27 protein-coding genes are annotated in these 26,024 nt (G+C 37.6%); 6 read left to right on the top strand and 21 right to left on the bottom strand.

What is annotated here, in order from left to right; genetic code table 11:
* Nucleotides 1-52: 52 nt before the first annotated feature.
* The 6 genes from AC5YD2_RS05560 to AC5YD2_RS05535 form a co-directional block, all read right to left on the bottom strand.
* Complete coding sequence (locus tag AC5YD2_RS05560; protein WP_496125366.1) at nt 53-298, bottom strand: hypothetical protein; 246 nt, start codon at nt 296-298, stop codon at nt 53-55.
* A gap of 33 nt (nt 299-331) precedes the next feature.
* Nucleotides 332-862 carry a M23 family metallopeptidase gene (locus AC5YD2_RS05555; protein WP_496125365.1) on the bottom strand — a complete coding sequence of 177 codons (531 nt, stop codon included), beginning with the start codon at nt 860-862 and terminating at the stop codon, nt 332-334.
* 55 nt (nt 863-917) lie between these two features.
* The gene (mutY, locus tag AC5YD2_RS05550) at nt 918-1,955 is read right to left on the bottom strand and encodes an A/G-specific adenine glycosylase (RefSeq protein ID WP_496125364.1); all 1,038 of its coding nucleotides are present in this window, start codon (nt 1,953-1,955) and stop codon (nt 918-920) included.
* Nucleotides 1,956-2,077: 122 nt separating this feature from the next.
* Nucleotides 2,078-2,443: an HIT family protein gene (locus AC5YD2_RS05545; RefSeq protein ID WP_496125363.1), complete on the bottom strand. Its 366-nt coding sequence runs from the start codon at nt 2,441-2,443 to the stop codon at nt 2,078-2,080.
* 80 nt (nt 2,444-2,523) lie between these two features.
* Complete coding sequence (locus AC5YD2_RS05540) at nt 2,524-3,261, bottom strand: dienelactone hydrolase family protein (protein ID WP_496125362.1); 738 nt, start codon at nt 3,259-3,261, stop codon at nt 2,524-2,526.
* Nucleotides 3,262-3,444: 183 nt separating this feature from the next.
* On the bottom strand, nt 3,445-3,603 hold the full coding sequence (locus AC5YD2_RS05535; RefSeq protein ID WP_496125361.1) for a DUF1328 domain-containing protein: 159 nt from the start codon (nt 3,601-3,603) through the stop codon (nt 3,445-3,447).
* 195 nt (nt 3,604-3,798) lie between these two features.
* Between AC5YD2_RS05535 and AC5YD2_RS05530 the strand changes: the two genes are divergently transcribed.
* The gene (locus AC5YD2_RS05530) at nt 3,799-4,251 is read left to right on the top strand and encodes a YcgN family cysteine cluster protein (protein WP_496125360.1); all 453 of its coding nucleotides are present in this window, start codon (nt 3,799-3,801) and stop codon (nt 4,249-4,251) included.
* Nucleotides 4,252-4,471: 220 nt separating this feature from the next.
* Nucleotides 4,472-5,746, top strand: coding sequence for a replication-associated recombination protein A (locus AC5YD2_RS05525; protein ID WP_496125359.1), 1,275 nt, complete (start codon nt 4,472-4,474; stop codon nt 5,744-5,746).
* A gap of 575 nt (nt 5,747-6,321) precedes the next feature.
* Here AC5YD2_RS05525 and purC read toward each other — a convergent pair.
* The 3 genes from purC to dapA are packed head-to-tail and all read right to left on the bottom strand — an operon-like array spanning nt 6,322 to nt 8,598.
* Nucleotides 6,322-7,041, bottom strand: a complete 720-nt coding sequence (gene purC, locus AC5YD2_RS05520; RefSeq protein ID WP_496125358.1) for a phosphoribosylaminoimidazolesuccinocarboxamide synthase — start codon at nt 7,039-7,041, stop codon at nt 6,322-6,324.
* 37 nt (nt 7,042-7,078) lie between these two features.
* Nucleotides 7,079-7,681, bottom strand: coding sequence for a lipoprotein-34 precursor (NlpB) (locus AC5YD2_RS05515; RefSeq protein WP_496125357.1), 603 nt, complete (start codon nt 7,679-7,681; stop codon nt 7,079-7,081).
* 17 nt (nt 7,682-7,698) lie between these two features.
* A complete protein-coding gene (gene dapA, locus AC5YD2_RS05510) occupies nt 7,699-8,598 on the bottom strand; it encodes a 4-hydroxy-tetrahydrodipicolinate synthase (RefSeq protein ID WP_496125356.1) in 900 nt (299 codons plus the stop codon).
* A 689-nt stretch (nt 8,599-9,287) separates the two neighbouring features.
* Here dapA and mhpT point away from each other — a divergent pair.
* The 3 genes from mhpT to AC5YD2_RS05495 all read left to right on the top strand — a co-directional run bounded on the left by mhpT (nt 9,288) and on the right by AC5YD2_RS05495 (nt 12,553).
* Nucleotides 9,288-10,493, top strand: coding sequence for a 3-(3-hydroxy-phenyl)propionate transporter MhpT (gene mhpT, locus AC5YD2_RS05505; protein ID WP_496125355.1), 1,206 nt, complete (start codon nt 9,288-9,290; stop codon nt 10,491-10,493).
* Between the two features lie 273 nt (nt 10,494-10,766).
* Nucleotides 10,767-11,408: a bifunctional nicotinamidase/pyrazinamidase gene (gene pncA / locus AC5YD2_RS05500; protein ID WP_496125354.1), complete on the top strand. Its 642-nt coding sequence runs from the start codon at nt 10,767-10,769 to the stop codon at nt 11,406-11,408.
* A gap of 176 nt (nt 11,409-11,584) precedes the next feature.
* Nucleotides 11,585-12,553: a bile acid:sodium symporter family protein gene (locus AC5YD2_RS05495; RefSeq protein ID WP_496125353.1), complete on the top strand. Its 969-nt coding sequence runs from the start codon at nt 11,585-11,587 to the stop codon at nt 12,551-12,553.
* A gap of 211 nt (nt 12,554-12,764) precedes the next feature.
* Here the strand turns inward: AC5YD2_RS05495 and AC5YD2_RS05490 are convergent, their stop codons facing one another.
* The 8 genes from AC5YD2_RS05490 to AC5YD2_RS05455 form a co-directional block, all read right to left on the bottom strand.
* Nucleotides 12,765-13,277 (bottom strand): hypothetical protein, encoded by a 513-nt coding sequence (locus tag AC5YD2_RS05490; protein WP_496125352.1) that lies wholly within the window; start codon nt 13,275-13,277, stop codon nt 12,765-12,767.
* Nucleotides 13,278-13,332: 55 nt separating this feature from the next.
* Nucleotides 13,333-13,806 carry a hypothetical protein gene (locus AC5YD2_RS05485; protein WP_496125351.1) on the bottom strand — a complete coding sequence of 158 codons (474 nt, stop codon included), beginning with the start codon at nt 13,804-13,806 and terminating at the stop codon, nt 13,333-13,335.
* A 4-nt stretch (nt 13,807-13,810) separates the two neighbouring features.
* Nucleotides 13,811-14,311 carry a hypothetical protein gene (locus AC5YD2_RS05480; protein WP_496125350.1) on the bottom strand — a complete coding sequence of 167 codons (501 nt, stop codon included), beginning with the start codon at nt 14,309-14,311 and terminating at the stop codon, nt 13,811-13,813.
* Nucleotides 14,308-14,991: a hypothetical protein gene (locus AC5YD2_RS05475; protein WP_496125349.1), complete on the bottom strand. Its 684-nt coding sequence runs from the start codon at nt 14,989-14,991 to the stop codon at nt 14,308-14,310. Before AC5YD2_RS05475 ends, AC5YD2_RS05480 begins: the two co-directional genes overlap by 4 nt.
* 4 nt (nt 14,992-14,995) lie before the next feature.
* Entirely contained in the window at nt 14,996-15,409 is a 414-nt protein-coding gene (locus AC5YD2_RS05470; protein ID WP_496125348.1) for a hypothetical protein, read from the bottom strand.
* 1 nt (nt 15,410) lies between these two features.
* Nucleotides 15,411-15,938: a DUF4123 domain-containing protein gene (locus AC5YD2_RS05465; RefSeq protein ID WP_496125347.1), complete on the bottom strand. Its 528-nt coding sequence runs from the start codon at nt 15,936-15,938 to the stop codon at nt 15,411-15,413.
* A 1-nt stretch (nt 15,939) separates the two neighbouring features.
* Nucleotides 15,940-18,558, bottom strand: coding sequence for a type VI secretion system Vgr family protein (locus AC5YD2_RS05460; protein ID WP_496125346.1), 2,619 nt, complete (start codon nt 18,556-18,558; stop codon nt 15,940-15,942).
* Between the two features lie 214 nt (nt 18,559-18,772).
* The gene (locus AC5YD2_RS05455) at nt 18,773-19,255 is read right to left on the bottom strand and encodes a hypothetical protein (RefSeq protein WP_496125345.1); all 483 of its coding nucleotides are present in this window, start codon (nt 19,253-19,255) and stop codon (nt 18,773-18,775) included.
* Between the two features lie 89 nt (nt 19,256-19,344).
* On the opposite strand from AC5YD2_RS05455, the gene AC5YD2_RS05450 reads away from it, so the two are divergent.
* Entirely contained in the window at nt 19,345-19,557 is a 213-nt protein-coding gene (locus AC5YD2_RS05450; protein WP_166226195.1) for a helix-turn-helix domain-containing protein, read from the top strand.
* On the opposite strand, the gene AC5YD2_RS05445 is transcribed toward AC5YD2_RS05450, so the two are convergent.
* The 4 genes from AC5YD2_RS05445 to AC5YD2_RS05430 are packed head-to-tail and all read right to left on the bottom strand — an operon-like array spanning nt 19,538 to nt 25,972.
* Complete coding sequence (locus tag AC5YD2_RS05445; protein WP_496125344.1) at nt 19,538-20,755, bottom strand: GIY-YIG nuclease family protein; 1,218 nt, start codon at nt 20,753-20,755, stop codon at nt 19,538-19,540. The genes AC5YD2_RS05450 and AC5YD2_RS05445 overlap by 20 nt on opposite strands.
* 13 nt (nt 20,756-20,768) lie before the next feature.
* Nucleotides 20,769-21,041 (bottom strand): hypothetical protein, encoded by a 273-nt coding sequence (locus tag AC5YD2_RS05440; protein WP_496125343.1) that lies wholly within the window; start codon nt 21,039-21,041, stop codon nt 20,769-20,771.
* A gap of 15 nt (nt 21,042-21,056) precedes the next feature.
* A complete protein-coding gene (locus tag AC5YD2_RS05435) occupies nt 21,057-23,210 on the bottom strand; it encodes a DEAD/DEAH box helicase (RefSeq protein ID WP_496125342.1) in 2,154 nt (717 codons plus the stop codon).
* Nucleotides 23,207-25,972, bottom strand: coding sequence for a class I SAM-dependent DNA methyltransferase (locus AC5YD2_RS05430; RefSeq protein ID WP_496125341.1), 2,766 nt, complete (start codon nt 25,970-25,972; stop codon nt 23,207-23,209). Before AC5YD2_RS05430 ends, AC5YD2_RS05435 begins: the two co-directional genes overlap by 4 nt.
* Nucleotides 25,973-26,024: the final 52 nt, after the last annotated feature.

Genomic DNA, 26,024 nt, shown 5'->3' with positions numbered 1-26,024 from the left:
CTCCTAAAGGTGTTTATTTTTATTATTTGATGTTGAGTGCTGAATTAAAAAATTAGATCTTAAATTCAACCCAAAGATCATTTTTGTTGTCCCAAAAATAAAGTTCGGCTTGGGTCAAATCTTCAAATTTCAGCCATGCATCATGACCCGATTTTTCTGCAAATCCTGTACTAATCATCAGAGCTTCATCGCTGATTTCCATGATCCAGCCTTGATGGGTTACGCCATTCAGTACAATCCTTTGCTGATTGCCTGATTCTGCAAATTCAACGAGACGATTGATCAAAGCTTCTGACATGAAAATTTCCTAAAACTAAAATAAATGAATACATTAACGTAAATATGGATAGGGATTGACTGCACCGCGTCCGCGACCAGACAAATACAATCCATAGTGTAGATGTGGAGCAGTATGACGTGCATTTCCAGTATTGCCAACATAGCCAATGTGTTGACCTTTGCGTACCACATCACCTTGTTTTAGACCGCGCTTGTGGTCATCGAGATGTGCATAATAATGCCAAGAGTTGCTTGGACCTAAAATCCAAATGACTTTACCACCCAGATTATTGTTCCTCATACTTCCGACCACGCCATCGGTTGTACTATAAACCTTTGTGCCTTTGGGTGCCAAAATATCAATCCCTTCATGGGTACGTCCACTGCTCCGTGATGCGCCCCAAGTATCTTTTAAATGTTGAGTTTTTACATTTTCAACTGGAATAGGAAGCTTCGAGGGCAATGGCATGCTTTTTAAGCGTTGGGTAATGTTGGGATCTAAGGGCTGAGGCTTTTTGGGTGCAGTGCTACATGCCGAGATCAAAAGTACAAAAAAACTGATGAAACAAAAGCGAAATAACATAGTCAGCACTTAATCCTTAAATGAGATGAGAGAGAAAATTTCTCACTTGAATATGTCACAGTTCAACGGCTGAGATCAATTTTTTCATCGCAGTCGGAACCCCCATTTCTATTGCTTTTTGTGGTGTGAGCCATTCACCACGCATTTCAGCCTGTAAAAACTCAAGCTGATCCTCTGCAACTTGGAAAATATGTGTATCTAACCTCCACGTAAAATGGGTAAAGCTATGTGAAATTTGTACCACTTCATGCTTGGAGATCAATTGGTACTGCTGAGTAAGTTGGTTGAAAGTATGTTCATCTTCAATAATCGGGAGTGACCACAAACCACCCCACAAACCAGAGTGTGGGCGTTGCATCCATAACCATTCATTCGTAGATGAACATAGTAAAAGCACCTGAGCATTTTTGATTGGGACAGCTTTCTTCGGTTTTTTAAACGGTAACTCTGTTTCTAAACCTTGCTGATGGGCTTTGCAATGTTGTTGCATCGGGCAATACAAACACAAAGGCTTTTTGGGTGTACAAATGGTTGCGCCCAAATCCATAATGGCTTGGGTATAGTCATGATTTCGTTCAACTGGGCAGAGTTGTTCAGCCAATTGCCACATGGCACGCTCATGGACAGGTTTAGTTAAGTCATCTTCAATCGCAAAAAAACGAGCTAAAACGCGTTTCACATTGCCATCCATAATCACGCCGTATTGACGTAAACCGAGGGACATCAATGCACCACCTGTAGATGGACCAATGCCGGGTAATTCAATCCATTCAGCCAGCGTGGTTGGGAAATATCCTTGCTGATGCACGATAGCGGCTGCTTTGTGCAAATTACGCGCACGAGCGTAATAACCTAAGCCAGCCCAATAAGGTGCAACCTCATCCCAAGTCGCTGTACCCAAATCATGGACGGTGGGAAAGCGCTCAATAAACGGCTCAAAATAATTCAGTACCGTTTTCACTTGGGTCTGTTGCAACATAATTTCAGAGACCCAAACTTTGTAGGGATCATCTGTAACTTGCCAAGGCAGATCATGGCGTCCATGGAGATCGAACCAAGACAGGAGAGCATCTGAAAATGAAAATTGCGACATAGAGAACGTAATAAAAACGTATAGAGGGACAGCAGACTAGTATACCCAAATGTAATGTCCGACATGGGAAAAGGTGCCGAAGCACCTTTTATTTTTTTGAGTTATTTCAGATTGGATTTCGCTTATTCAGCGATAACGCCCCAACGATTATCTAATTTTAAAGGCTGGTTCTTATAACGTGGAATAATATGAATATGTAGATGATCCGATTCTTCCTCACCAAACACATGACCGTCATTAAATGCAATATGAAAGCCTTCAGGCTGATGGCGCATTTTCAGTTCATTACGTGCAAGTTCAAGTAACGATTGTAAGCTTTTACGCTCTTTATCGGTGATCTCAAAAAAAGAGCTAACATGGCGTAAAGGAATAATCACGGAATGCCCTTTGGTCAAAGGCGTATGTTCGGGCAGAATCACGCCAAAATCATTTTTATCAATCACATCATACTCATCATGATTGCAATAGCTACATTCGTGTTGTGTCATCGCCATATCCTCTTTTATTATACATATTACTTTTAAATTGAGTCTCTAAACCTTACGGATATACTTAATAGTTCAACCCATTAGCTGAGTTGACGTGCAAGTAAGGCATACATTTCTGCTAAACTTTTTTGTTCTGCCTCAGCGTTATACCCTAAATCAACACCGTTTACTTTGGCACGTTCGTCCGCAAGTGGGTTACTAAAACCATGTTTGGCATCTTCATAAATGATCACTTCATGGTTTACTTGAGCTGCAAACATTTCTTCTTTGAATTTAGCAACATCATCTAAGGTGACCATGCTGTCCTCTTCACCATGAAAAACCATAATCTCAGCGTTTACCTGACCTTCTTGGGCAGGTACTTTTGGTGTCAAAGTTGCATGGAACGTTGCAACTGCTTTGAGATCTGCACCTGAACGAGCCAAATCTAAAACGACTTTACCACCGTAGCAAAAACCAATGGCTGCCAGTTTATCTGCATTGACTTCAGTTTGTTGTGCCAATGTCGCTAAAGCAGCAGACGCACGAGTCACGATGGTATCGGGATCTTCAAAGGTCTGCATCATCCATTCATAGGCTTGCTTTGCATCTGTGGTGACTTTTTTGTCCCCATACATATCGATAGCAAGTGCAGCATAGCCATGTTCAGCCAATTCACGAGCGCGTTGTTCGGTGTATTCATTTCTTCCCCACCATTCTGGCGCAACGATAACCCCTGCAATTGCTTGTGAATGTTCAGGTGCAGCATAGTAGCCAATCAGTGTTGAACCATCGGTTGCCGTATATTGAATTTCACGTGTTTGAATTGCATTTGTCATCTTGGAAGTCCTTTTGATCAATGGGAACGATCCAAGATTAAAGCACAAAATAATTGAATGGTAATGAAAATTAGGAGATAAACTCAGTTGAAATGTGAGAAATTATGAATAGAAAATAATGATGTTAGAATGCAAAAAAGAAGGACGAATCCTTCTTTTGAGTAACTTTATGACAACGAAACTTTAGACTTTGCCGCGCGAGATAAATCCAATAATGGCCAAAATAACAGCAATGACCAAAAGGATAATAGCGAAGTCTTTAGATAAGCCTGCAACCCCACCAAATCCGAGTAAACTTGCGATCAGCGCGATTACTGCAAAGATAATAGCCCAACGAAACATTATGATTCTCCATGTGTTTTTATAAGTGTTTCATCAGTATAGGAAATAAATCTGATTAAATTGTATTCAAAACGTATGCGTGGGTTAGTATTTTTGAAGATTAGGTTAATATTCTGTAACATATTCAATCGCAGTGCTAACAATTCTAATAATGCTATGATGGCATCCCATTTTCCGCTGACTAAAATATTGACTATGAGCCTGCAATTACGCCCTGAATTTTGGAAACACTATTCTCTTGCTGAGATGACTCAAAATGAGTGGGAAGCAGTGTGTGATGGTTGTGGCTTATGTTGTCTCATTAAGTTGGAAGATGAAGACACACATGAAGTGTGCTACACCAAAGTGTCTTGCAAACTATTGGATTGTAAAACAGCACAATGTTCTGATTATCCCAATCGTAAAACCCATGTACCTGACTGTATTCAGTTGACTCATGAAAGCTTACAAGAGATCGGTTGGTTACCTTCAACATGTGGTTATCGACGCCTGAATGAAGGTAAAAAGTTGCCCTCTTGGCACTATCTCAATACAGGAACACGTGAAAGCGTAATTCGAGCAAAAAAATCTGCAGCAGGTCGTTGTATCTCTGAATCAGATATTCATGCAGATGATATTGATGAATATATCGTGCGCTGGGTTCGCTAAGCTTATCGGTAATGAGTATGTTTTAAACGTAGGCAGCTTTGAAGAGCAATTCGATTTTTCTAAGTGACTAAAACTAAGCCACTAAAATCCGAGTCGATAAAATCCGAGTCACAAAAATCTAAGTCACTCAAAATAATTCTGATCCTCTCTCAGGAACAAATATGGAAATTGAGTATTCCATAGTAGACTAGGTTCGAGCACTTTTAGATTCAATAAGAATATGTCCGACACTCAAATTCCACTTCCTGAACGCATTCGTCCACGTGATTTGTCTGAGATTATTGGGCAGGATCATCTTTTAGGAGAACAAGCACCCTTACGCCAAATGATTGATCAGGGACATTTGCCTTCGGTCATTTTTTGGGGACCTCCTGGAGTTGGTAAAACCACGATCGCCTTACTGTTAGCACAGGCGGTAGATCGACCTTTTATTAGCCTATCAGCATTGAATACAGGCGTTAAAGAGCTTCGTGAAATTATTGCTGAAAGTGGTGATTTGATCGTACCTGTCGTTTTTATTGATGAGATTCATCGCTTTAATAAGTCACAACAAGATGCATTACTCAGTGCGGTAGAAAAGGGCAAAATTACCCTCATTGGTGCAACCACAGAAAATCCTTCATTTGAAGTGAATAATGCGCTGTTGTCACGTTGTCAGGTATATACGCTGCGTGCGTTAACCGAAGAAGACATCACTCATTTGATCCGCCGTGCTCTACAGCAAGATAAATTTTTGCAAGATCGCTATATCCAAATTGAAGAATACGAGGCTTTAATTCAGTTTGCAGCAGGAGATGCACGTAAAGCACTGAACTTACTCGATTTGGTTGCATCTACTTTAGAACCTGAAATCGAAAATATCATCACCAATGCGATGGTGGTGAAAGTCGCTCAGCAAAATATTGCGCGTTATGATAAATCGGGTGAACAGCATTACGATTTGGTGTCAGCATTTATTAAATCTATTCGTGGCAGTGATCCCGATGCAGCGCTGTATTGGATGGCCCGCATGCTCAAAGGCGGAGAAGATCCTGTATTCATTGCACGTCGTATGCTCATTGCGGCCTCAGAAGATATCGGCAATTCAAATCCCAATGCTTTACTCCTCGCAGGAGAGTGCTTCCGTTCGGTAAAAGCGGTAGGGATGCCTGAATGCAGAATTATATTAGGACAATGCGCCGTTTATCTGGCCACCAGTGCCAAGAGTAACAGTACCTATTTAGCCATCAACAAAGCTTTAGAGTTAGCAGAGAAGACATCTAATTTGCCTGTACCTCTACATTTAAGAAATGCACCTACGAAAATGATGAAAGAGCAGGGCTATGGCGTGGATTATCTTTATCCTCATAACTACCCAGAGCATTTTGTTGCTCAGGAATATTTACCGCCAGAGCTGAAAGGCACGAAACTCTATGAATCAGCACGTAATAAGCGTGAGGTTGAAGGGGAGCGTCTACAGCAACGACGTTGGCAGCAAGAACAGCAACAGCAATAAGAAAGTTAGAGTCGGATCAATTAAATTTGGCAAAAAAAAGCCCCATTCAAAAGGGTTGAATGGGGTGAAAACACATTTCTATCAATCTGGTCGGCAACTACAGTCTCTCTCAATGAGCCACCAACTCCTGCAGTTGCCTGGTATGGAAGTCATCATATTTAGTTTCTATGAGTATGTAAAAACGATCATTCTGATAATATTGATTTATATTTTCGATTCTAAGTTTGAGTCAATTTAATGCTTTGATGCCTATAGATAATTTAGCCTATTTAAATTTTTTATTTCGAATCATCTTTCAAAAAAAATTATTTAGAGTGAGAAAATACGCCAGAATTGTCATCTAAATTTCATATACATTGCTTATCTTAAAGGTGTTGCCAACGTTGGAGAGAGCATTGGCAATATTGAACTTTATAATAAGAAAGAGTGAAATATAAAAGAATCGACAAAAGTGATAAAAAATACAATTACAGCGATTAAAAATCAAAAGATGACAATTATAATAACAATGAGAGAAATTTGAGAGACAAAAAAAACCGAGTCAATTGACTCGGTTTTTTTTGACTTCATTGAGCTTAGATATCAGAAAGATCAACGCCAATACGTGATGCGACTTCTTCATAAGCTTCAACAACGCCGCCTAAACCTTGACGGAAACGGTCTTTGTCTAATTTTTTCTTGGTCTCTTTGTCCCATAGACGGCATCCATCTGGAGAGAATTCATCACCCAATACGATACGGTCATGGAATACACCAAACTCAAGTTTAAAGTCGACTAAAAGCATACCGCCTTGCGCGAATAATTCTTTAAGCACAACATTCACTTGGTAAGTCAGTTCTTTCATACGTTCAAGTTGATCAGCAGTAGCCCAACCTAAAGCAATCGCTTGAGATTCGTTCACCATTGGATCGCCAAGACCGTCATCTTTGAAGAATAATTCGAATGTCGGTGGAGTCAGTTCTAGACCTTCTTCAACACCTAAACGACGGCATAAAGAGCCTGCAGCATAGTTACGAATGACACATTCAACTGGAATCATGCTGAGTTTTTTCACTAAAACTTCATTTGGTGTAAGAAGTTTTTCAAAGTGAGTTTCAATACCTGCAGCAGCAAGTTTTTCCATGATGAAGGCGTTAAAACGGTTGTTCACCTTACCTTTGCGATCTAGCTGTTCAATTTTCTCGCCATTGAATGCCGAAGCATCATCGCGAAAGACTAAAATCAGGTGGTCTGCACTATCGGTTTCATAAACGGATTTAGCTTTACCAGTATAGAGCAAGGTTTGTTTTAACATGGTGGAACCTTTATCAGAGAGAATATGCCTAGAACGACTAGGCTGGCCAGTTTTGAGAAATCTGGGTTAATAATTCTGCAGCTTTTTCTTTGTCTGCAAAAGTATTATTGGGATTGAACACAGCAAGCGTATTGGTTGAACCGACGGCATTCAACTTCAACACATAGCTTTCACCATCCACTTTCAATGTCACTTGTTGAGCATTCTTAGCTGTTGAAGTAACGTTGAGGTTCAAGCTACTCAGTGTTGCGAGTGTGTACTGCCAAATTATATCAGAATTTCCTTCAATTTTAATCAGTGGATTACCATTACCGTCTGTTAAAAGTTGAGGACGCGTTACTGTATTATTGGCTGTTTTTTCTGAAGTTACGGTCTCTTGAGCCACAGTTGCACGAGGGAGCTCAAAGCGGTTGCCACGTTTATTCTCCAATGCTGGCGCATGCTCAATCGCAAGCGGGTCAACGACTGGGAAAGGATACAACGGCGTTGCTGGTCTAACCATTGAGCCTTCAGGGTATTTAAGCGGTTCTGGAGCAGGCACGTTCTTATAATCTAAAGAACCATTATCGAAACTGATCGTACTACAACCCGCAAAACTTAAAGCTGCAAGGGTAATGATTAAACCATAACGTAATTGCATATTTTAAAACTCTTTTTTTAAATGATGCTCGCTGCTTTTAAATCTTCACGCAGAGGAGCTCTGTATTGTTCTGCAAGAGGCGTTAATGGCAGGCGAATACCTGTTCCAATTAAGCCCATTTCATATAAAGCCCATTTCACAGGAATTGGGTTTGATTCACAAAATAAAATATTGTGTAAATTTGCGACTTGATTGTTCATGCTTTCGGCTTGAGCTTGATCACCTGAAAGTGCAGCAGCACAAACTTCGCTCATTTGTTTTGGCGCGACGTTGGCAGTCACAGAGATATTGCCTTTTGCACCTTTTGCAATCAGTTGATATGCAGTTGCATCATCACCTGAATAGACCACCATATCCTTGCCTTTCAGGCCTTCAATTAATGCTGCACCACGTGGTACATCACCTGTTGCATCTTTAATGCCGACAATTTGTGGGATATCTGCTAAACGAATCACCGTTTCATTGTCCATGTCCACACCTGTACGACCAGGGACGTTATACAAAATTTGTGGTAAGTCTACAGCTTCAGCAATGGCTTTATAATGCTGATATAAACCTTCTTGTGTCGGTTTGTTGTAATAAGGCGTTACTAACAATGCTGCATCAGCACCTAGTTCTTTCGCTTCTTTGGTGAGTTCAATCGCTTCGCGCGTTGAGTTGGCACCTGTACCCGCAATAATAGGAATACGTTTGTTGGCCACACGAATGATCTCTTTGATCACTTGCGTATGCTCTTCCATGCTAAGCGTCGATGCTTCGCCTGTTGTACCCACGGCAACGATACTGTTGGTACCTTGTTCAATATGCCATTCGACAAGCTTCTCGAGACCCTTCCAATCTACAGTTCCATCTTCAAACATGGGAGTGACGATTGCGACAATTGAGCCTTGAATAATCTGAGCTTGCTGAGTAGTCATTTTGAAACAATATCCTATTTTTTCCATCCAGAGAGGGTTGAGAAGCGAGAGGTTGGATGGGTTTGTATTTCGATTTATAACACGATCCAATAGGCTATGCATACTGGATAATGCTTATGCAAATTATGAACTAACACACGAATAAGAACAATACGATTTCGATTAAGCACAGAAAAAGTTTAGTTAAAACAAGTAATTTTTTTTATGATGTTTTGTTTTCAGTATATTTAATTATTGGCATGGACGAGTTCTTGAGTCATTTTTTCACATATTTAAGAAATTTTGACATTTACAGCTCGGTCAGCTCTAAAAACCCTAATAAAACACTCAGAATTAATAGTTTATAAGGATTGGATGATACTTTTATAGTATTTAAGCTGTGTTTTTAGCCAAAATTACTTGGCAAGATTGTTATTTTTTTAATTATTTAAATGTCTTAATTATTTTACCACTAGGTCAAATTTAAATATCAATGAATATAATCTTAAACATCCGAGCAGTATTTTTTGTTTAATAAATCAGTTTGATTAATCGTTTTAAAGACTTTTTAGAAAAACCTAAACAATAATAATTCTCAAACATCATCAATGATGTCCTTTGTTCTACCACCATTTGATAGCTCTAATTTCTGTATTGAACAAGACATAATCGGCCTCGTATTTTATTGCTGGTTTTATGAGGAAAGTTCAATGCAAGGATCGGAGAATAAGCATGCAATTGTGACAGTAGGAATCTGTTTTCTCATTGCAGTAATTGAAGGTTTAGATATTCAGGCTGCGGGGATTGCAGCGGCTGGTATCCGTGAACATTTTGGATTAGATAGTTCACAATTGGGTGTGTTTTTTAGTGCAGGTATTTTGGGTTTATTACCAGGTGCATTGTTAGGTGGTCGTATTGCCGATCGCATCGGTCGTAAAAAAGTTTTAATTTGGTCAACGGCAGTTTTTGCTGTATTTACCTTATGCACCGTTTGGGTCAACAGTTTTAATAGTCTCTTGGTGGTTCGCTTCCTTGCAGGTGCAGGCTTGGGTGCGGCAATGCCGATTTTAATCACATTAGCTTCTGAAGCGGTTTCTGTACAGAATCGTGGTCGTGCAGTGGGCTTGATGTACTGTGGTATGCCTGTGGGTGCAGCAATTCTATCTTTGGTTGCGAGTACCGATTTCGGTTCAAATTGGAAAAATATTTTCTACTTAGGTGGTTTACTTCCAATTATAGTGATTCCTGTGATGATGAAATTTTTGCCTGAATCTAAAGAATTCTTAAAGTCACAAAATAAGACAGAAGCAGAAGTGACGGCAGCACCTCAAGGCTCGTTTAAAGATTTATTTAATTCAAATAATTTATTGCGTACGCTTTTCATTTGGGTAAGTTACTTCTTCACATTGATGGTGGTATACATCATGTTGAGCTGGTTGCCATCATTGTTCACCGAATTAGGCTTTAGCCGTAAAGAAGGTGCAACGGCACAGTTCTACTTTATGGTAAGTGCAACAATTGGTACGATTATCTTGGGTATGTTGACGGATCGTTGGAAAAAAGCATACGTTATCGTGTTGATGTACGGTGGTATTCTTGCAGGATTGTTGGCTTTAAATGCTGCAGGTTCGCTTACACAAATGTATATGGCTTCGGCATTGGTAGGTGCATTTGTTATTGGTTGCCAAGGTGTATTGTACGCATTCGGTGGTATTGTTTATCCAACTGAAGTTCGTGGTACTGGTATCGGTGTTGCTTCAGCTGTAGGTCGTATTGGTGCAATGCTTGGACCCGCAATTGCTGGTTCATTGTTGACAGCAGGCTTTGGTGCAGCAGGTGTTATTTCAGCTGCGATCCCATGTATTATTATCTCAGCGATATTCATGTTGTTGTTGGTACGCCGTATCCAAAACTAATGAAATTTTAAAACAATCTAAAAGAGATTGAATTAAAGCCCGCCATTGAGCGGGCTTTTTTATTGAGAAGGATTTATAGTGAAATGTTTAATAGCTCTTTTTTATGTTCTCTAAGGCTCTGTGATGAGATTTTATATCCTTTACTCAATTAATATTTTCACAACCGCACTTTGAACATTGTAGTTCAGCCATTCCTATGTAATATTCGCTAAGCTTTTATTCAAAGCTTTTATTTAGAATTTTTATCTAAAATAACAATTTGGAGAAAGGATGATGTTCCAATTAGATTGTAGTGCATTAATTGTGGTGGATGTTCAAAATGGCTTTACACCAGGCGGTCATTTGGCGGTAGCAGAGGCCGATCAAATTATCCCGACCATTAATGACTTAGGGCCGTATTTTAAGAATATTGTGATTACGCAAGATTGGCATCCGGATCATCATATTTCCTTTGCCGAGAACCATCCCGATCATCAAGCTTTTGATACGATTGAACTGCCGTATGGTACTCAGGTTTTGTGGCCGAAGCACTGTGTACAAGGCACTCAAGATGCTGAACTACATCCGAAACTCGACTTACCCACCGCACAATTAATTATTAGAAAAGGGTTTCATGCAGACATTGATAGTTATTCTGCATTTATGGAAGCTGATCAGAAAACATCAACAGGATTGGCTGGTTATTTAAAAGAGCGTGGGATTGAAACGGTATTTGTTGTGGGAATTGCGACAGACTTTTGTGTGGCATGGACAGCAATTGATGCCGCTAAACTGGGATTCAATAGTTTAGTGATTTCAGATGCGACGAAAGGCATTGATCTCAACGGCTCATTACAACAGGCATGGCAAGAAATGCTGGCACATGGTGTAAAACGAATCTATGCCAAAGAGATCAGTTTATTGCAAACTCAATAGTGTCGAAAAATACGATGCTCAGAAAGCATTAGTTCAGAAAATAAAAATACAGAAAAACTAGACTGATCATGATCCAATGTATTGAAATGGTGATCGGTTCAGATGGATTATATTTCTATGGTTATTTCTATGGCTATTAAGACAATGTGTAAAGAACCAACGATTGGGTTATTGATATGTCGAATTTTTTAAGCGTGACCCAGTTTATCCAAAAAACTTTTGCGTTATGGGTCATCTTGTTCTCAGTCCTCGCAATGATGATGCCTGAAGCGTTTATATGGCTCAAAAGCTATATCACATGGCTGTTAGGCATCATCATGTTTGGTATGGGCATGACCATGACGTTAGGTGATTTTAAGGGCGTATTACACAGTCCAAAAGCTGTTTTGATTGGTGTCGTTGCGCAGTATGTCTTGATGCCCTTGACTGCTTTTGCTTTATGTAAAATATTTCAACTACCGACTGAAATTGCGATTGGCGTGATTTTGGTCGGGTGTTGTCCGGGTGGAACAGCTTCGAATGTGATTACCTATATGGCCAAAGGTAATGTTGCTTTATCTGTAGCATGTACTTCAGTTTCAACCTTATTAGCGCCTCTTTTGACGCCTGCTATTTTTTATCTTTTAGCCAGTCAGTGGATTGAAATTGATGCATGGTCAATGTTGAGCTCAATTTTAAAAGTGGTGTTATTTCCTATTATTTTGGGCTTAATGGTTCGTGCTTTATTTAAACAAAAGGTCGATCATTATCTTTCAGTGATGCCTTTAATTTCTGTGGTGGCGATTGTATTGATCGTAGCGACGATTATTGCGGGAAGTAAAAGTCAGATTTTAGAGTCAGGTCTGCTCATTTTAGGCGTGGTTTTTTTACATAATGGATTTGGTCTACTTCTAGGCTATTGGGCTGCAAGATTGTGTGATTTACCACAAGTGGATGCAAAAGCTATTTCGATTGAAGTAGGAATGCAAAACTCTGGGCTAGGAGTGGCATTATCTGCAGTGCATTTTGCGGCATCGCCGATCACCGCTGTACCCAGTGCAATCTTTAGTTTGTGGCACAATATCTCAGGTGCAACTTTGGCGACCTATTGGGCGAGACAAGCTGAGAAAAATGATCAACAAGTAGAGAATAAAAAAGAGAGCTAAAGCTTGTAGGTAAGTACTTTATTACTCTCATACAAAGCTTGTACGAGAGTAATAAAGTATCATACTGAGTGGGCTTTATCTCATTGATATGTATAGTTCACAAATAATGAAAGAAAAAATAAAGTTTCATACCCGATTATCTTTTCTTTTCATTCTTACAGAAAAATAGAGTAATAAAGTGTCATACTCAAATCAATATCGTTATATGAAATTATTTTCTTTCAAGCTCTGATTCATGTTGTTGATCAAACTCTTCAATCAAAATTTCCATTTTTTCTAGAGGAATATTTTCATCAATAAATTTTTTTATGAAATGTAAAGCATAATCTAAAGATTTACCGTGTCTTAAGTCAACACCAAGATCTAGGGCATAAAATTCATCGGTTAAATTATTGTCAAGTTCAACGTCAATTATTCCTGTTCCTACTAAAAAATAAGGGTCTTTGAACTGCTCTTCATAATGACCTATATTATTAATCATCAAGATTTTTTTCTTCTCTAGTTTATAGACTTTAATAATTGGTATGGAGATTTCGGGATCATTATCGAAATTTAAATATACTCCACCGTAATCAGTCCACTTACTCATATCAAAATAAGTTTTTAAAGTGTATAGCCAAAAAAAATTCGCTAAAGTATATTGATTTATATCATTACTATAATCAGAAAAAGGATAAATTGAATGATTTTTAAGTAATTTAAGGGCTATTTGATTATCTAACATTCGATTGCTCATGATCCCATAATTTAACTTTTACAAACAGTTAGATTCTGTTCGCTTATAATGAGTTATTAAATTTTTCAATCATTTTTTCCATGTCATCAAAATTATAATCTTTTGACAAAAAGTAATTAATAAATTTTTCAGTAGGTGGTAGATATTTTTCTTCTTTTAAATCAATGTCAATTGAAAGCATGTCATATTCTTTTTCTGAGTTATCATCATCTTTAAAAATTCCGATATAGTACTTCGTATCTGAAAATTGTTTTTCATAATTTGTAATTGGGCTAATCGCTATCATTTTTAAAAGTGATAAATTTTTAATAAAAATAACATCTGTAGAGAAATCTCTATCATTTTCATCATCAAAATTCACATAATAATCAGTGCCAAAATACCAATCTTTTAAATTAAATTGATTAACAAAGTTAATCCATAATAAATTTAATAAAATGTAATCTTGAACATCCGTATTCCAGTTTTGATACGGATAGTTCTTATGCGATTTAAGATGAGTTTGATAAGAAAACATTTAATTATCCATTCGTAAGAGAATGCGTATTTTCAAACTCTTCTATAATTGACTCCATTTCACTTAAACTTATTTTTTTAATTAAAAAAAGATTCAAAAAATAATCGATAAAATCTTGCGTTCTACTGTTTCTTAAGTCAGCATAAATATCTAAAACCTCATAACTAAGCTCTTCTCCATGAATTACTTTTTTTTCCAAACTTATGTTAATAGAGAAGAAATCATTCATAAATTTTGAAAGATAATTATCAATGGGGTTGATTATTATTGCTTTTAAAGTGGATCTATTCACAATATTCAACACATCTATTGATATTTCTGAAAAAGAGTCAAAGTTGTCATAATTTTCATATATATAAGTCCAATCGTTAGGATTAGATAAGTCTAGGAATTTTGAAATATATTGAATCCAAAATAAATTTATCAATACGTAATCATTTAAATCATAATTTGCATTTAAAAAAGGAAAACCTTCATGTCCTTCAATTACTTTTAAAGTATTCATTTGATTGCTCTTCCTTTGCTTATGAACCCATCAATTCTTCTCGAGTCTTTTCCTTTAAATGGCATAGGACTGTTCTTCTTTGATACGCCATTGAAATAGCAAAAAACCTCATTTTCAGCTTTTATTCCATGTGTAAGGTTAGATGTGGAACTGTAGTAAGCAATTATATTTTTTTCTGCAATATCAGCCCCCTTTTGATATGAAGAACCTTTTAGCTGTCTTATTTGCATTCTTACTGCTTGAATAGCTAACATTAAAAATGCGTGTGAAGGCGGTGTTTTTAAAAGCCACTTTGCTGCACTAGGCGTAGGGACATTTTTACCACATAGCATATTAGTACCTTCTTGAGATTGAATATTACCTCGATGTTCTTCTTGCTTTTTACAGTTTGGATTATCAGCAGTACAAGTAGTATCTTTCTCCTCAGCTTTAGACTGAGACTGCGTTTGAGTTTTACCCCCCATCATCACACCTGGATTATTCAATCCTTGATCGCTTGGTATTCCAGCTGTTACTCCAGGAATTTTATCTGAATCTTCACCTAAACTTTGTGAAGCAAATATTGCTCCTAATCCTACGATTACAGGTCCAAGTCCCCCTGTAGCAACTTTTGTACCATTTGAAAATATTCCGCCAATATTAACCCCTGTCATTGAAGGAGCCGGAACTGCTATACCCATAAATTCACACCATTTCTTCTAGTTTTTGATAAAATTCTTTTTGTGATGGATCGGCTGTGATCACAGCCAAGATTTTCATTAAAATATCCACACGTTTATAGGGGTGCCATAGCTTTTCTGTGAGTATTTTATGAGTAAAGGGATGCTCATCAAAGTTTTCACCAATATGAAACTGTAGCCCTAAATAACCTGATAACCAGCGGTTAAAGTGAGGATCATTTTCATATCCAGCCATATATATTTTGGCTTTCTTCACACCCTTGGTCATATAGGCGATACCATCGCTATCCGTTGCACCAATTTCTTGAGCACGTTCAGGAAACATTTTTTTATAATCATCCCAAGCAAAACTCGCTAACTTTTCTTCGCGATCTGTAATGAATGAATCAATTTGTTCTTGGGTAAATTTAACTGCCATATCAATCGCTCACTAAATTCTTAAAGGTATTATTTGATTTTTGCACCCACCAATTGTTGATTGGTTTGAATAATTTTTTGTGTTCCTGTTTATCCAATATTTTATCCAAGACCTGAGTAATCAGAGGATCATAAAAGCGAAACAAAGCCAGCCCACCGTCCGGCATTTCTGCCTGTAAAAAGGGCTGTAAATGCTTAATGAGTGCTTGTTTAGACAACGATGTTTCAATGAGACCAAACAAACCTATAGTCTCGCTGACTAAAAGTGTCTGTTGCAGTGTTTTATGGTTATCTTGATCAATGCCCAATAACAATGGAGAGACCTCTAAAGGTGAACTTTCATCAATTGTGCCTTGAAATAAATTCCCAATTTGATTGAGTTGGCTCTTCGACTGTGTCTTTAACCACCGTTTGACATAGGTGTGATGTTTGGCACTATCAATGAGTAAAAAGAAATTTGAATCTTGCTTGGATTCTAGTGTTTCATTGTTTTGCTCAAAAATATGATCCAAAAATTCATAACAGTCCATATCAAATCTCCCGATGTACAAAGGGGAGCGCCTTTCTAGCGGCATCGAGTAAACAAGGAATACAAATTTTGCTGGAAATATTAGGCAACTGAAAATTATGCTTAGTGCCTTTAATAAACTGGGTTTGAGCAGATTTCACTTCAACTAATCCAGGGCTATTAATTTCAATTGATCCATCTTGTTTAATTTTGATATAGCCTCCACCACAGGTCAGCATAATTTCTTTTTTTGCGGCAATCGTTACGGCATTTTCAGTACTCATGATCTTGCAGTCTTTTAAAGATGCTAAATCCAGCTCATCATTTTGTGCATGAATCTTAATCTTGCCTTGAGTAGCAAAGGCATTGATGCCATTTTCTTGCGTGTAAAAACTTAAGCCTTTTGCTGCATGGGCGGTTAACTCGCCTGATGAACTTAAATCAAACTGTTTACCTGAGATCATCTTGATATTTTCTTTGGCCACATGTGTCTGGTGTTGCTGACTTACCGTTATAAAGTCCTTAGGTGCACTGACTAAGATATTTGGTTCCGCAAATTTCTCTAAGGTGGTTTCAACTTGAGTCAATAGATCTTGGCTAATTTGATAATTTTCATCTTGAAAAGCTTTACTGGTTCTTGCATTGGTTTCTAAGGTTTTTAGTTGATCAAGTGACTCTTTTAACTGTGTTAATAGCTCTTCAATATTGAGTTGAATATCTGAGGCACTGTCTTGGCTTGCAGCACTGATTAATAAACCTTTACCCGCTCTGACAGCGCCCCATTGATCCGTTCTCAGCTCAAAGCCTTCACCTCGACCCTCACTTTCCGCAGTTTCTTTAGGATGGCTCAAGTTTCCTAAATTCAGTTGTGTTGCCCCATGACTGCTTTGTAATTGGCTACTGATTTGTCCTGTCGTATCATCAAAGCGGAGTTGGTTAAAACCTCCACCACCGACTTCCTGAGAACGAATACCACTGATTTTTTTGGTATCAGGAAGTTGTCCTTTCAAATCAAACTGAGTCGGGCTTCTTTGAGCCTCATGAATACGACCTGTTACAAAAGGACGATCGATATGACCATCAAAGAAGTCGATGACCACCATTTCATCTTTACGTGGTAAGAAGCGTGCACCATAACCTTCACCCGCCCAAGGGGTCAATACATCCACCCATGCAGAATCCGTATCATTGTTATTGGACCCTGCACCGCCATCATGTCCATGATCTTCAGGTCGTGTAAATAAGAAGCGAACCTTAATCCGTCCCCATTCATCAACATGAATCTCTTCACCATCACTGACCACTTTGGCACGTTGTACATGTGCAGTTGCTCGATGAACAGCTGGATCATATTCAGGGACAATCGTGATGTTGCGACGCACTAAAACAAGTTCATTGTTTTGTCGTTCTTGTTCACTGTCTTGACTTAAGCTCCAATGATTCAGACTGAGTAAATGATCAAGCTGATCTTGCATATCTTTGGGTAAGTTATTCTGATTATAAAAGTGCTTACTTAATATGATGAATTCTTTATCGCTTCCGCTATGGTTTTTATCCAACTCTGGATGATCATTGAGTTGGAACCAATAACCAACTTGAGTATCTCGGACATTACTGTATGCAGTGAAGTATTTTGCATCGAGTATTTGGTAGTCATGTAATTGTTTATTGAGCTTTTCTAATTGTGCATTACTTGAAGCGGTGGCCTGATCTTCACCCTTTAGATCTCGAATCCAAGCGGGAGAAATCGTCCAAGCCTGTTCTAGACTCAGACTGGCATTGTCACGTTGAGTGCTGTGTAAATGTGAGCTGATCACTGAACCACTGCCATCTTCTTGACTGAGTAGATCCGCCTGCCAACGTTGTACGTGAATGGCTGTCGGTTGTAATGTTCGTTGAGCCACGAAACGGCTAATGGTGTCATACTTTTCAGTGGCACTATTGCGATGGAATCGAACACCACGACGATCTAAAGCCTTGTATTGTAGGTTATTATCAATCAGGCGAAGTTTCTGCGCTTCTATACTTTGACTTGGACTTGCGACCATATAGTTCGCTTCATCAACCAACCAACTGATCCCTTCCTCGCGCATCAATCGGGTCACATAGTGATAATCCGTTTCATTGGATTGCATCGAGAAAGGACGAATATCATAGTTCTTACTCAGTCCACTGCGATCCAGTTTTAAACTGGTAGCAAATAAAGCACTTTTACCTTGCCATTCTTTAAACAAGGTCTCAATAATTTCAACCGCTGTCTTATTCATAAAGACACGACTATTGCGTCGTTTATGCCAAAGACTGCTCGCATCCTCTAAGGTCAATCGATAAATGGCAAAAGCACCATCACTCTGTCCCTGGCTAGCCCCAGTAATGATTCCCGTTGTGCGAAAGAGTTTTCCGGAATCTGTGACTTGGTCTACCGCCACTTGGCAACCAATAAATTCTTTTAAAGCGATATAGGGATTGGTGGATAAACAAATGATTTCGGCAGAAAGACCTTGGTTAATGGCATGATTGCCATCTATACGCTGAATCAGGACTTGATTGTTGAGTGAGCCATTTGAAAATTGAATGCTGATGGCACGTTTTTGTGCACCAAAGCCTAGCTTATCCAAAATATTAAAAATATTATTAATCATTATTTTAAAAAATTTATGAGAATTATTTGTCTAATTGATTGTATTTCAAAACACCAAGGGTGTAAATGTGAATTAAATCTCATTTTTTCTAGTATGAAATTAAAAAATGGAAATATATCGTTTTTATTCTTTGAATTAGAGGAATCAAGATCTGCCGTGATGGCGGGAGATCTCAATGATTATCGGAGAAATGATTTTAACTAATGTTGAAATTTTATTTTAGTGAAGATAAGAAATCCTTATAGGCTTTTAATTTTTCAATATGATGAAGTAATTGGTTTTTTCTTCTTAATATTTCAGTTCTTAATTCTGGAAAGTCTATAAGTGCTTGTTCAGAAGCTTTGATTTGATTTTCGTAAATTTTTTGATTTTCTTTTAATTCTTTAGTTTTTAGTTCAAGTTTTTCTGAATCATGTTTCACGATATGATTTTCAAATTGCTTTCTAAAGGCGTTCATACTTTCTGTCTCGACAAATGTTGAAAGTCTTGAGTTGTCAGGATGAATATGTTTGGCCAAGTGTCCTTGTCGGACCATTTTTCTCAGAAGTCTATAAAGCTGCTGTTTGTTGATTTGATGCTTCTCATCTTTTGAAAGATTCAAGTTGTTCCAAATTTTGTTTGATGTCCATCCATTAATTTGATTGCGGGATAAAAGTAAAAGAAAATATTTAAAGATAGGGGAAGCAATTTGTTTCATGATGAAAGACTAGAAAACTTAAAAAGAGGATTATAGTCCGTGGATATATAGTCCTCAAATAGTGATAGTTCTGTTTTTTAAGCATTTGAATGTTTATGTCAGAACTTACTATTCAATTTGGGCAACTTGTTCGTAAATATCGAAAAGAACGAAACATGTCACAAGAGCAATTGGCATTGCTCTGTAATATGGATCGTAGTTATTTAGGACGGATTGAAAGGGGAGAGGTGAATCCTACTTTAGAAAAAATCTTTCAACTAGCTGATAGTTTAAAAATACCAGCTAGGAGTCTGATTCCTTAGTTATAGGTACTAAAGTTGCTTTGTTAATATCATAAATATATTCAGTAATCGTACCATTTTTCAAATGTTTAATGATTTCTTCAATAATTTCTAGAGGTACTAAAAACCATTCTTTCGGTTTCACAGGTTTACCAAATCTATCTTCAATATTGATATCTAACTGAGCAGATTGTAAAACTTTGTGAATCAATTTTTCTAATTTATGAGGTACAACATTTTCTGGTAATGCATAGCTAGCAACTAGTTCTACATCTGCGAGCAGATAAGTAGGATCATTTTTAGCATCAGTAATGCGTTTATTCACTTTACTAGTAGTTACGCCAATTTTATGAATAACTTGTTTATGTTCTTTAATAAAAGAGTTGCTCGATAAGCTACGAAGTACGTAAATAGTACCACTTTGTATTTCAATCTCATTTTCTAACTTAGGTAAGTTTTCTTCAACGAATAAAGGGCCTGTATTATTTGTAATTAGTACACGTCTACCAGCTTCATCTTTATATAAAGATTTAGTTAACGAGCGCATTAAAATATTGCTCTCTGTGCCATTTGAATAGATTAAGCGTGTTCTTGCATCAAGATGGCCATCTGATGTTTCAAAATATTCCGATATTTCTGCAATAAACACTAATTGTCCATTGAGTATGAACCAATCATTTTTCTCTAAAACATTATTTTTCCCATAGCGCTTAGTGTATCGAATACCAGTTTCTAACTCGCTTTGGATTTGATTAAATAATGGTTCAAATACTCCAAAATCTTCACATACTTTTTGTCTACCAACTAATTCAGCTTCTTTACGTTCTTCTTGAGTCCGTACATTTTTTAGAATAAGAATATTTTCTTCATCTTCCAATTCAATCCCTAATTCAGCGAGTAAATCATCCTCTGCTAAACTTGCTACATCTGAATTTTCATTATCAGAATCAGACAACAAGCTGTATTGATCAAAATCAGCTAACAGCTTTTTTGCTTCATCAGATTGTTTGAGTTGAGCTAATCTCACAGCATAGATACGTTCAAAAATATCCGCATCGGCCGTATTAGAAGGCATTCTTTTGTGCTCTTCATAGAAATGAATGATTTCTTCAAAGCCAGAGATTAAACGTTCTTCTTTAGCTGTATAGATCACTGACTTAACTGGTGCTAGATCAATTCCCAACTCTGACAATAACTCGTCATCAGAAAAATCAGCCATAAATTTACCTTGTTTAACCTAAGAGATTGAATTTGTCTAAGAATAGAACAACAGATTTCATTTCATAATTCTGTTTGATTTTATCTAATCGAGATGCACATAATTTTTCAAAAATATCTGCATCTGAATGATGTGATGGAACTCGCTGATGGGTTTCAAAGAAGTGATTAATTTCTTCAAATCCAGAAATCAAACGTTCCTGTAAAGGCGTTAATACCTTTGGAGATTTTAACTCAAGTTGAATTTCGAGTTCATTTAGAATTTGATCATCTGTCAATCGTTCCATCACTGATTCTCCTGATTAAGAACTCGCTTTAGCTTTTTCTTGTGCCTTGAATCGAGCAAAGGCTGCCACACCTTCAGCCATACGTTTCTCCCATGCATCTTGAGAGTTTATATCAGGCAAACGACCTCGCTCTTTTTTAAACTGCACAGCTCGAATTGCCAATTCCTTTGCTTCTTCAGGGCTTAAGTTGATACGTTTGGCTGAAATATGTGCTTGGACTTGCCTTAAGGTAGCTTCATCCATTGCTTTAGAAAGCACGGCATACGCCGATTCGAATGGATTGATGTGATCAATCAAATCAATATCCAAATCACGTACATTCATAAAGCGCTTAACACCCTGAATAAACGCTATGTTAGATTCAGGTTTATCATCTGGATTTCCAGCTCCGCTAGGGCCAGCTGTTGTACCTCCAAGCGTTTGTTGGGCTTGTTCAAGCTCTTTTTTTGCTTGCTGAATCAAGTTAAATGCTGCAATGGCATGTTGACGTACAGCTTCTTGATCTTCAGGTTCTAATTCTGGATATTTTTCCTGAACAATTTTACCCAGTGCTAACTGCGTTAATTCTTCAGGTACGATATTTTCTTGGTCAAAGAGGCCACGTTCAATAGCAGATTTATTTTGAACAAAAGCCGTAATAATTTCGTTCAAATCTTCTTTACAAATACGATTGGCTTCTTCAGATTCTGGTTTTTTTAGGCCATTAATCTCGACATGGACTTGTCCTGTCTTGCCATTAATACCAACATTTGTTTTGCCGTTTTGATAACCGTCTTTTCCATAATCAAAGCCATCTAATGCACCCTGATCTTTAGGCGTAAATTCAAAGCGAGGTGCTAATACTTGCTCCATCAACAAACTGGCAGCAATGGCTTTCAACATATCATTGACAGCTTCAACAACGAGTTTTTCAGACGTATCTGGCTCAGCAATTAAATTGGTGAATTTGGCACGATGCTTGCCTTCAGCATCTCGAGTAGCACGTCCAATAATCTGAACGATCTCAGTTAAGCTACTACGATAACCAATTGTTAAAGCATGCTCACACCAAATCCAGTCAAAGCCCTCTTTCGCCATACCTAATGCAATGATGATATCGACATGATCACGGTTAAATCGTTGTTTTGGATCTTTCAGAGCTGTCAATACTTTAGAACGCTTAGCAGCATCACTATCATCGACAAGATCAGCAACTTTTAAAATACGTTTATTGTCCATCTCTGTTGTCATTTCGATTAAATGGAAACCTGTTTCTTCATCTACACCTTTCCAAGTCCCCATTGCATCCATGATGTGTTCAACTTCGAGGTGCTTCCCAGTTTTGGTACTTTCTCGAGAATTGACATTGGGAATATGAATAATGGTCTTAAGCGTAGGATCTAAAACTTTCATTACAGCGTTAGTGTATTTTCCTGTATAGAAAAAATATCCAATATCTAATGCTTTTAAATAGGTATAACCATTGAGTTGTTCATAGTAAGTGTAAGTAACCGTCTCAAACTTATTTTCTTCTGTTGGCGATAAAACTGCCTCAGAGTCTCCACGGAAATATGAGCCTGTCATTGCGACAATATGGGCATTGTCTTGCTCCATAAACTGACTGAGTTGAGCACCCAGTTTATTATCTGGGTTACTACTCACATGATGGAACTCATCTATCGCAATCAGTCGATTATCAAATGCTTTAACACCAAGCTCTTCTACAGCAAAGCGGAAGGTTGCATGCGTACACACTAATACTTTGTCTTCACCTGCGAGGAATTCACCAACAGCCTTCACCTTTGATTTTGCAACTTTTTCATCATCAGCATTTGGTGCATTACAGAGGTTCCAATGTGGTTGTACATTCCAATCTGACCAGAAGCCATGCTTTGTTAATTCTTCATCTGCAAAGCTACTCCCAATAGAACGTTCAGGCACCACAATAAGTGCTTGCTGAATCCCTTGATTGGCTAATTTATCTAAAGCAATAAACATTAATGCACGTGATTTACCCGATGCTGGTGGTGATTTAATTAGTAGGTATTGTTCACCACGTTTATCATAGGCACGCTCCTGCATTGGACGCATACCAAGTTCATTGGCTTTATTTGATACGCCTGTACAAGCTGTTTTGATGGAAACAGCAGGGACAGTTCGTTGGTTTGTTGGATTTTCTGAAGTTGTCATGCTTTTTTCTTCTCAGCTTGTTTTGAAGTCATTTCTGTATACATTGAAAATAGTTTTTCTAAGCGTTCTGTGTCATTTTTAAAACGACGGCCAATATAGATGCGTTCTAGCACCTCATCATTTTCTTCATGTGCTAAACGTAAGTTTTCTGGCATTTTTTCTGGATCATAAAGATCTGCAATTGTTGCAGGGAAATGTGCTTCACGAGCCAATAAAATATTTTCAGCACAGCGAGTTAAATCAGCTTTATTTTTTTCTGTAAGACTTGGAACTGGAAAAGTATTCCAACCCAATGTAGGCGTGAATCTAAAATCCGTACGCATTCGAATACAGACAGTTCCTACCCACACTTGCATAAGTTTTGAAGCAGTTATAGATAAATTCCACAAGGGGGCATCATAGGCAGCACAAGCAGTATTCAAAACAATTTCATTATTTCTAATTAAACCTACTGGCAAATACTCTCTATTTTCAGAAGAAGTTACTGGAGCAATAATTGTATGTGTTTTAGCAGTATACATTTCTCTAAATTGGTGAGATTTATTCGCCATCTCATTTGCACTTATGTCTGGGCTGGCTAAGCGCATTTGCTTAACTTTTTCAATCCTTTCACGAATAGCAGGTATTTGTAGAGCTTCATTTAAATTGTCATCTTCGATCCATAGACAATATCGTTGTAATCCTCTAATAAACTCAGCAGAACCATAAACTTTTCTAACAAATTTCAGCTTTTGATTATCTGTTAAATTTAATTGATTAACTTCATTTGCAGTAAGTAAAAGATTTCCACCATCAACGGGTTTATTCCCAGATGACATAACTGTTAGTGAGGAAATAGGCTTTGACTGTTTTTTAACAATAATATTTTCACCTCCTACTAGATAGGCATTAATATTACTGACTTTTTTCTCAAGTAACTTATCATCCTTATTACCACTATATAATAATTTTGGATTATTGTTACTCTTTCCTAAACTTACAATTATTACAGTAACGCCAGCATTATGAGAGGCTAAATTTGCCCATGAGAAACTTGTATATGCAAAATTAATATTAATATTTTTTTCAAAAATTAAGGGCCATAGGATACCGACTTGTTGTCCTTGGCAAATAGAGTTGGTTGAAACTAAAGCCGATTTAGATTTGTGATCTACTGAGTGATATAAAGCAGCCTTGATAAACCATCCTGCCACATAATCTAGTAGTTTCCAATTTTTAGTGCTAGTTTTAAATAGCTTATCGAGATCACTTTTTTGGTCTTCATCCTGCCAAGTAGAACCTAAATAAGGTGGATTACCACAAATATAGGTTTCCCCACCTTCATTTTCGAAATCAATTTCAGTCTGTGCTAACGGTGTCTCAAATAAATCATCAGCAACAACTTTCACCGTATTACCTGTTGGTGGACAAATGCTTAACCAATCCAAACGTAAAGCATTGCCACAAATAATCCAGTTCTCTTTAGAAAGTGGCAATACTGTTTGCAATGCCTCAATCTGACCACAGTACTGAACATTCGATTGATACTCAGCAATCACCAAAGCTAAACGTGCAATTTCAGCAGGGAAACTATTGATCTCAATACCACGGAAATTCGTTAATGGAATATCAGTTGCACGTCCATCTTCATTACGAAGCTTATTAATTTTAGCCTCAATTTTACGAAGTTCTTTATAAGCAATAACGAGGAAATTTCCCGATCCACATGCAGGGTCAAATACACGGATACGTGCAATACGTTTACGTAAATTGAGTAACTTTAAAGGACTTTCCTTTGATGTTTCTAATTGCTCGTTTAAATCATCTAAGAATAGAGGGTTTAACACCTTTAAAATATTTGGCACACTAGTATAGTGCATGCCCAATGAACCACGCTCATCATCATTGGTGACTGCCTGAATCATTGAACCAAAAATATCTGGATTGATTTTTTGCCAGTTCAACTCACCTGCATGTAACAAGTAAGTACGGGCTATCTTAGAGAATTTAGGTACTTCAGTACTGCCCGAGAATAAGCCACCATTTACATAAGGGAATCTTTTTGCCCATACAGGTAGTTTTGTCGATTCTCGCTCAGAAAAATCAACGTTCATTGCATGAAATAAAGTACTAATCACTTCATGGGTATTACTTGAATCACGCTCAGACATTTGTTCAATGGTTTGAGTGAAAATACCACTTGGTTGGAAAATTTCTGTGTCTTCAGCAAAGAAACAGAAAATCAAACGAGCCATGAAGTGGTTCATATCTTGGCGACGTTCTTCAGTGGCCCAATCTGGATTCTCTTTTAAAAGTTCAATGTAAAGCTTATTGAGACGACCCGTTGCACGTACGTCAATCGGGTTATCTTTAATCTCCCGAATTGTAGAAATACCAGCCAGAGGTAAAAAGAAACCAAAATGCTCTGCAAACTCAGAAAAATTTGAACTAATCGTGTCGCCAGAAACTAAATCTTCAGCTTGTAAATTCAAGCCATCAGTGGCAAGAATGAATTTGGCTTTTGCTTTTTCTGTTGTTTTACTTTCTCGCAAAGCCTTTAAGACTTCAGATACTTTGTCTTGGTTACATACGGCAATATGAATATGGTTACGCTGTAATACACCATTTTGAATATCTGATGAGTTGCTTTGACCCGCCCGAAGTTTTTTTATTGTTGTTTCTTTATTACTAAATGCTCTTAAAAAATCAAAAGCAAACTCTTGAGCATCAAAAGGTTTTGCTGCGAGCTCGGATACGGCCGCTTCAATTTCAACTGCGTTCATAGTCTTTAATTACAAAGAGGATATATGCCAATTATCTTAACAAATTAAACAA

The organism is Acinetobacter sp. CY73 (genome assembly GCF_059515865.1).
Note: the sequence above shows the minus strand (reverse complement) of the source record. Positions and strands in the feature narration are given on the sequence as shown.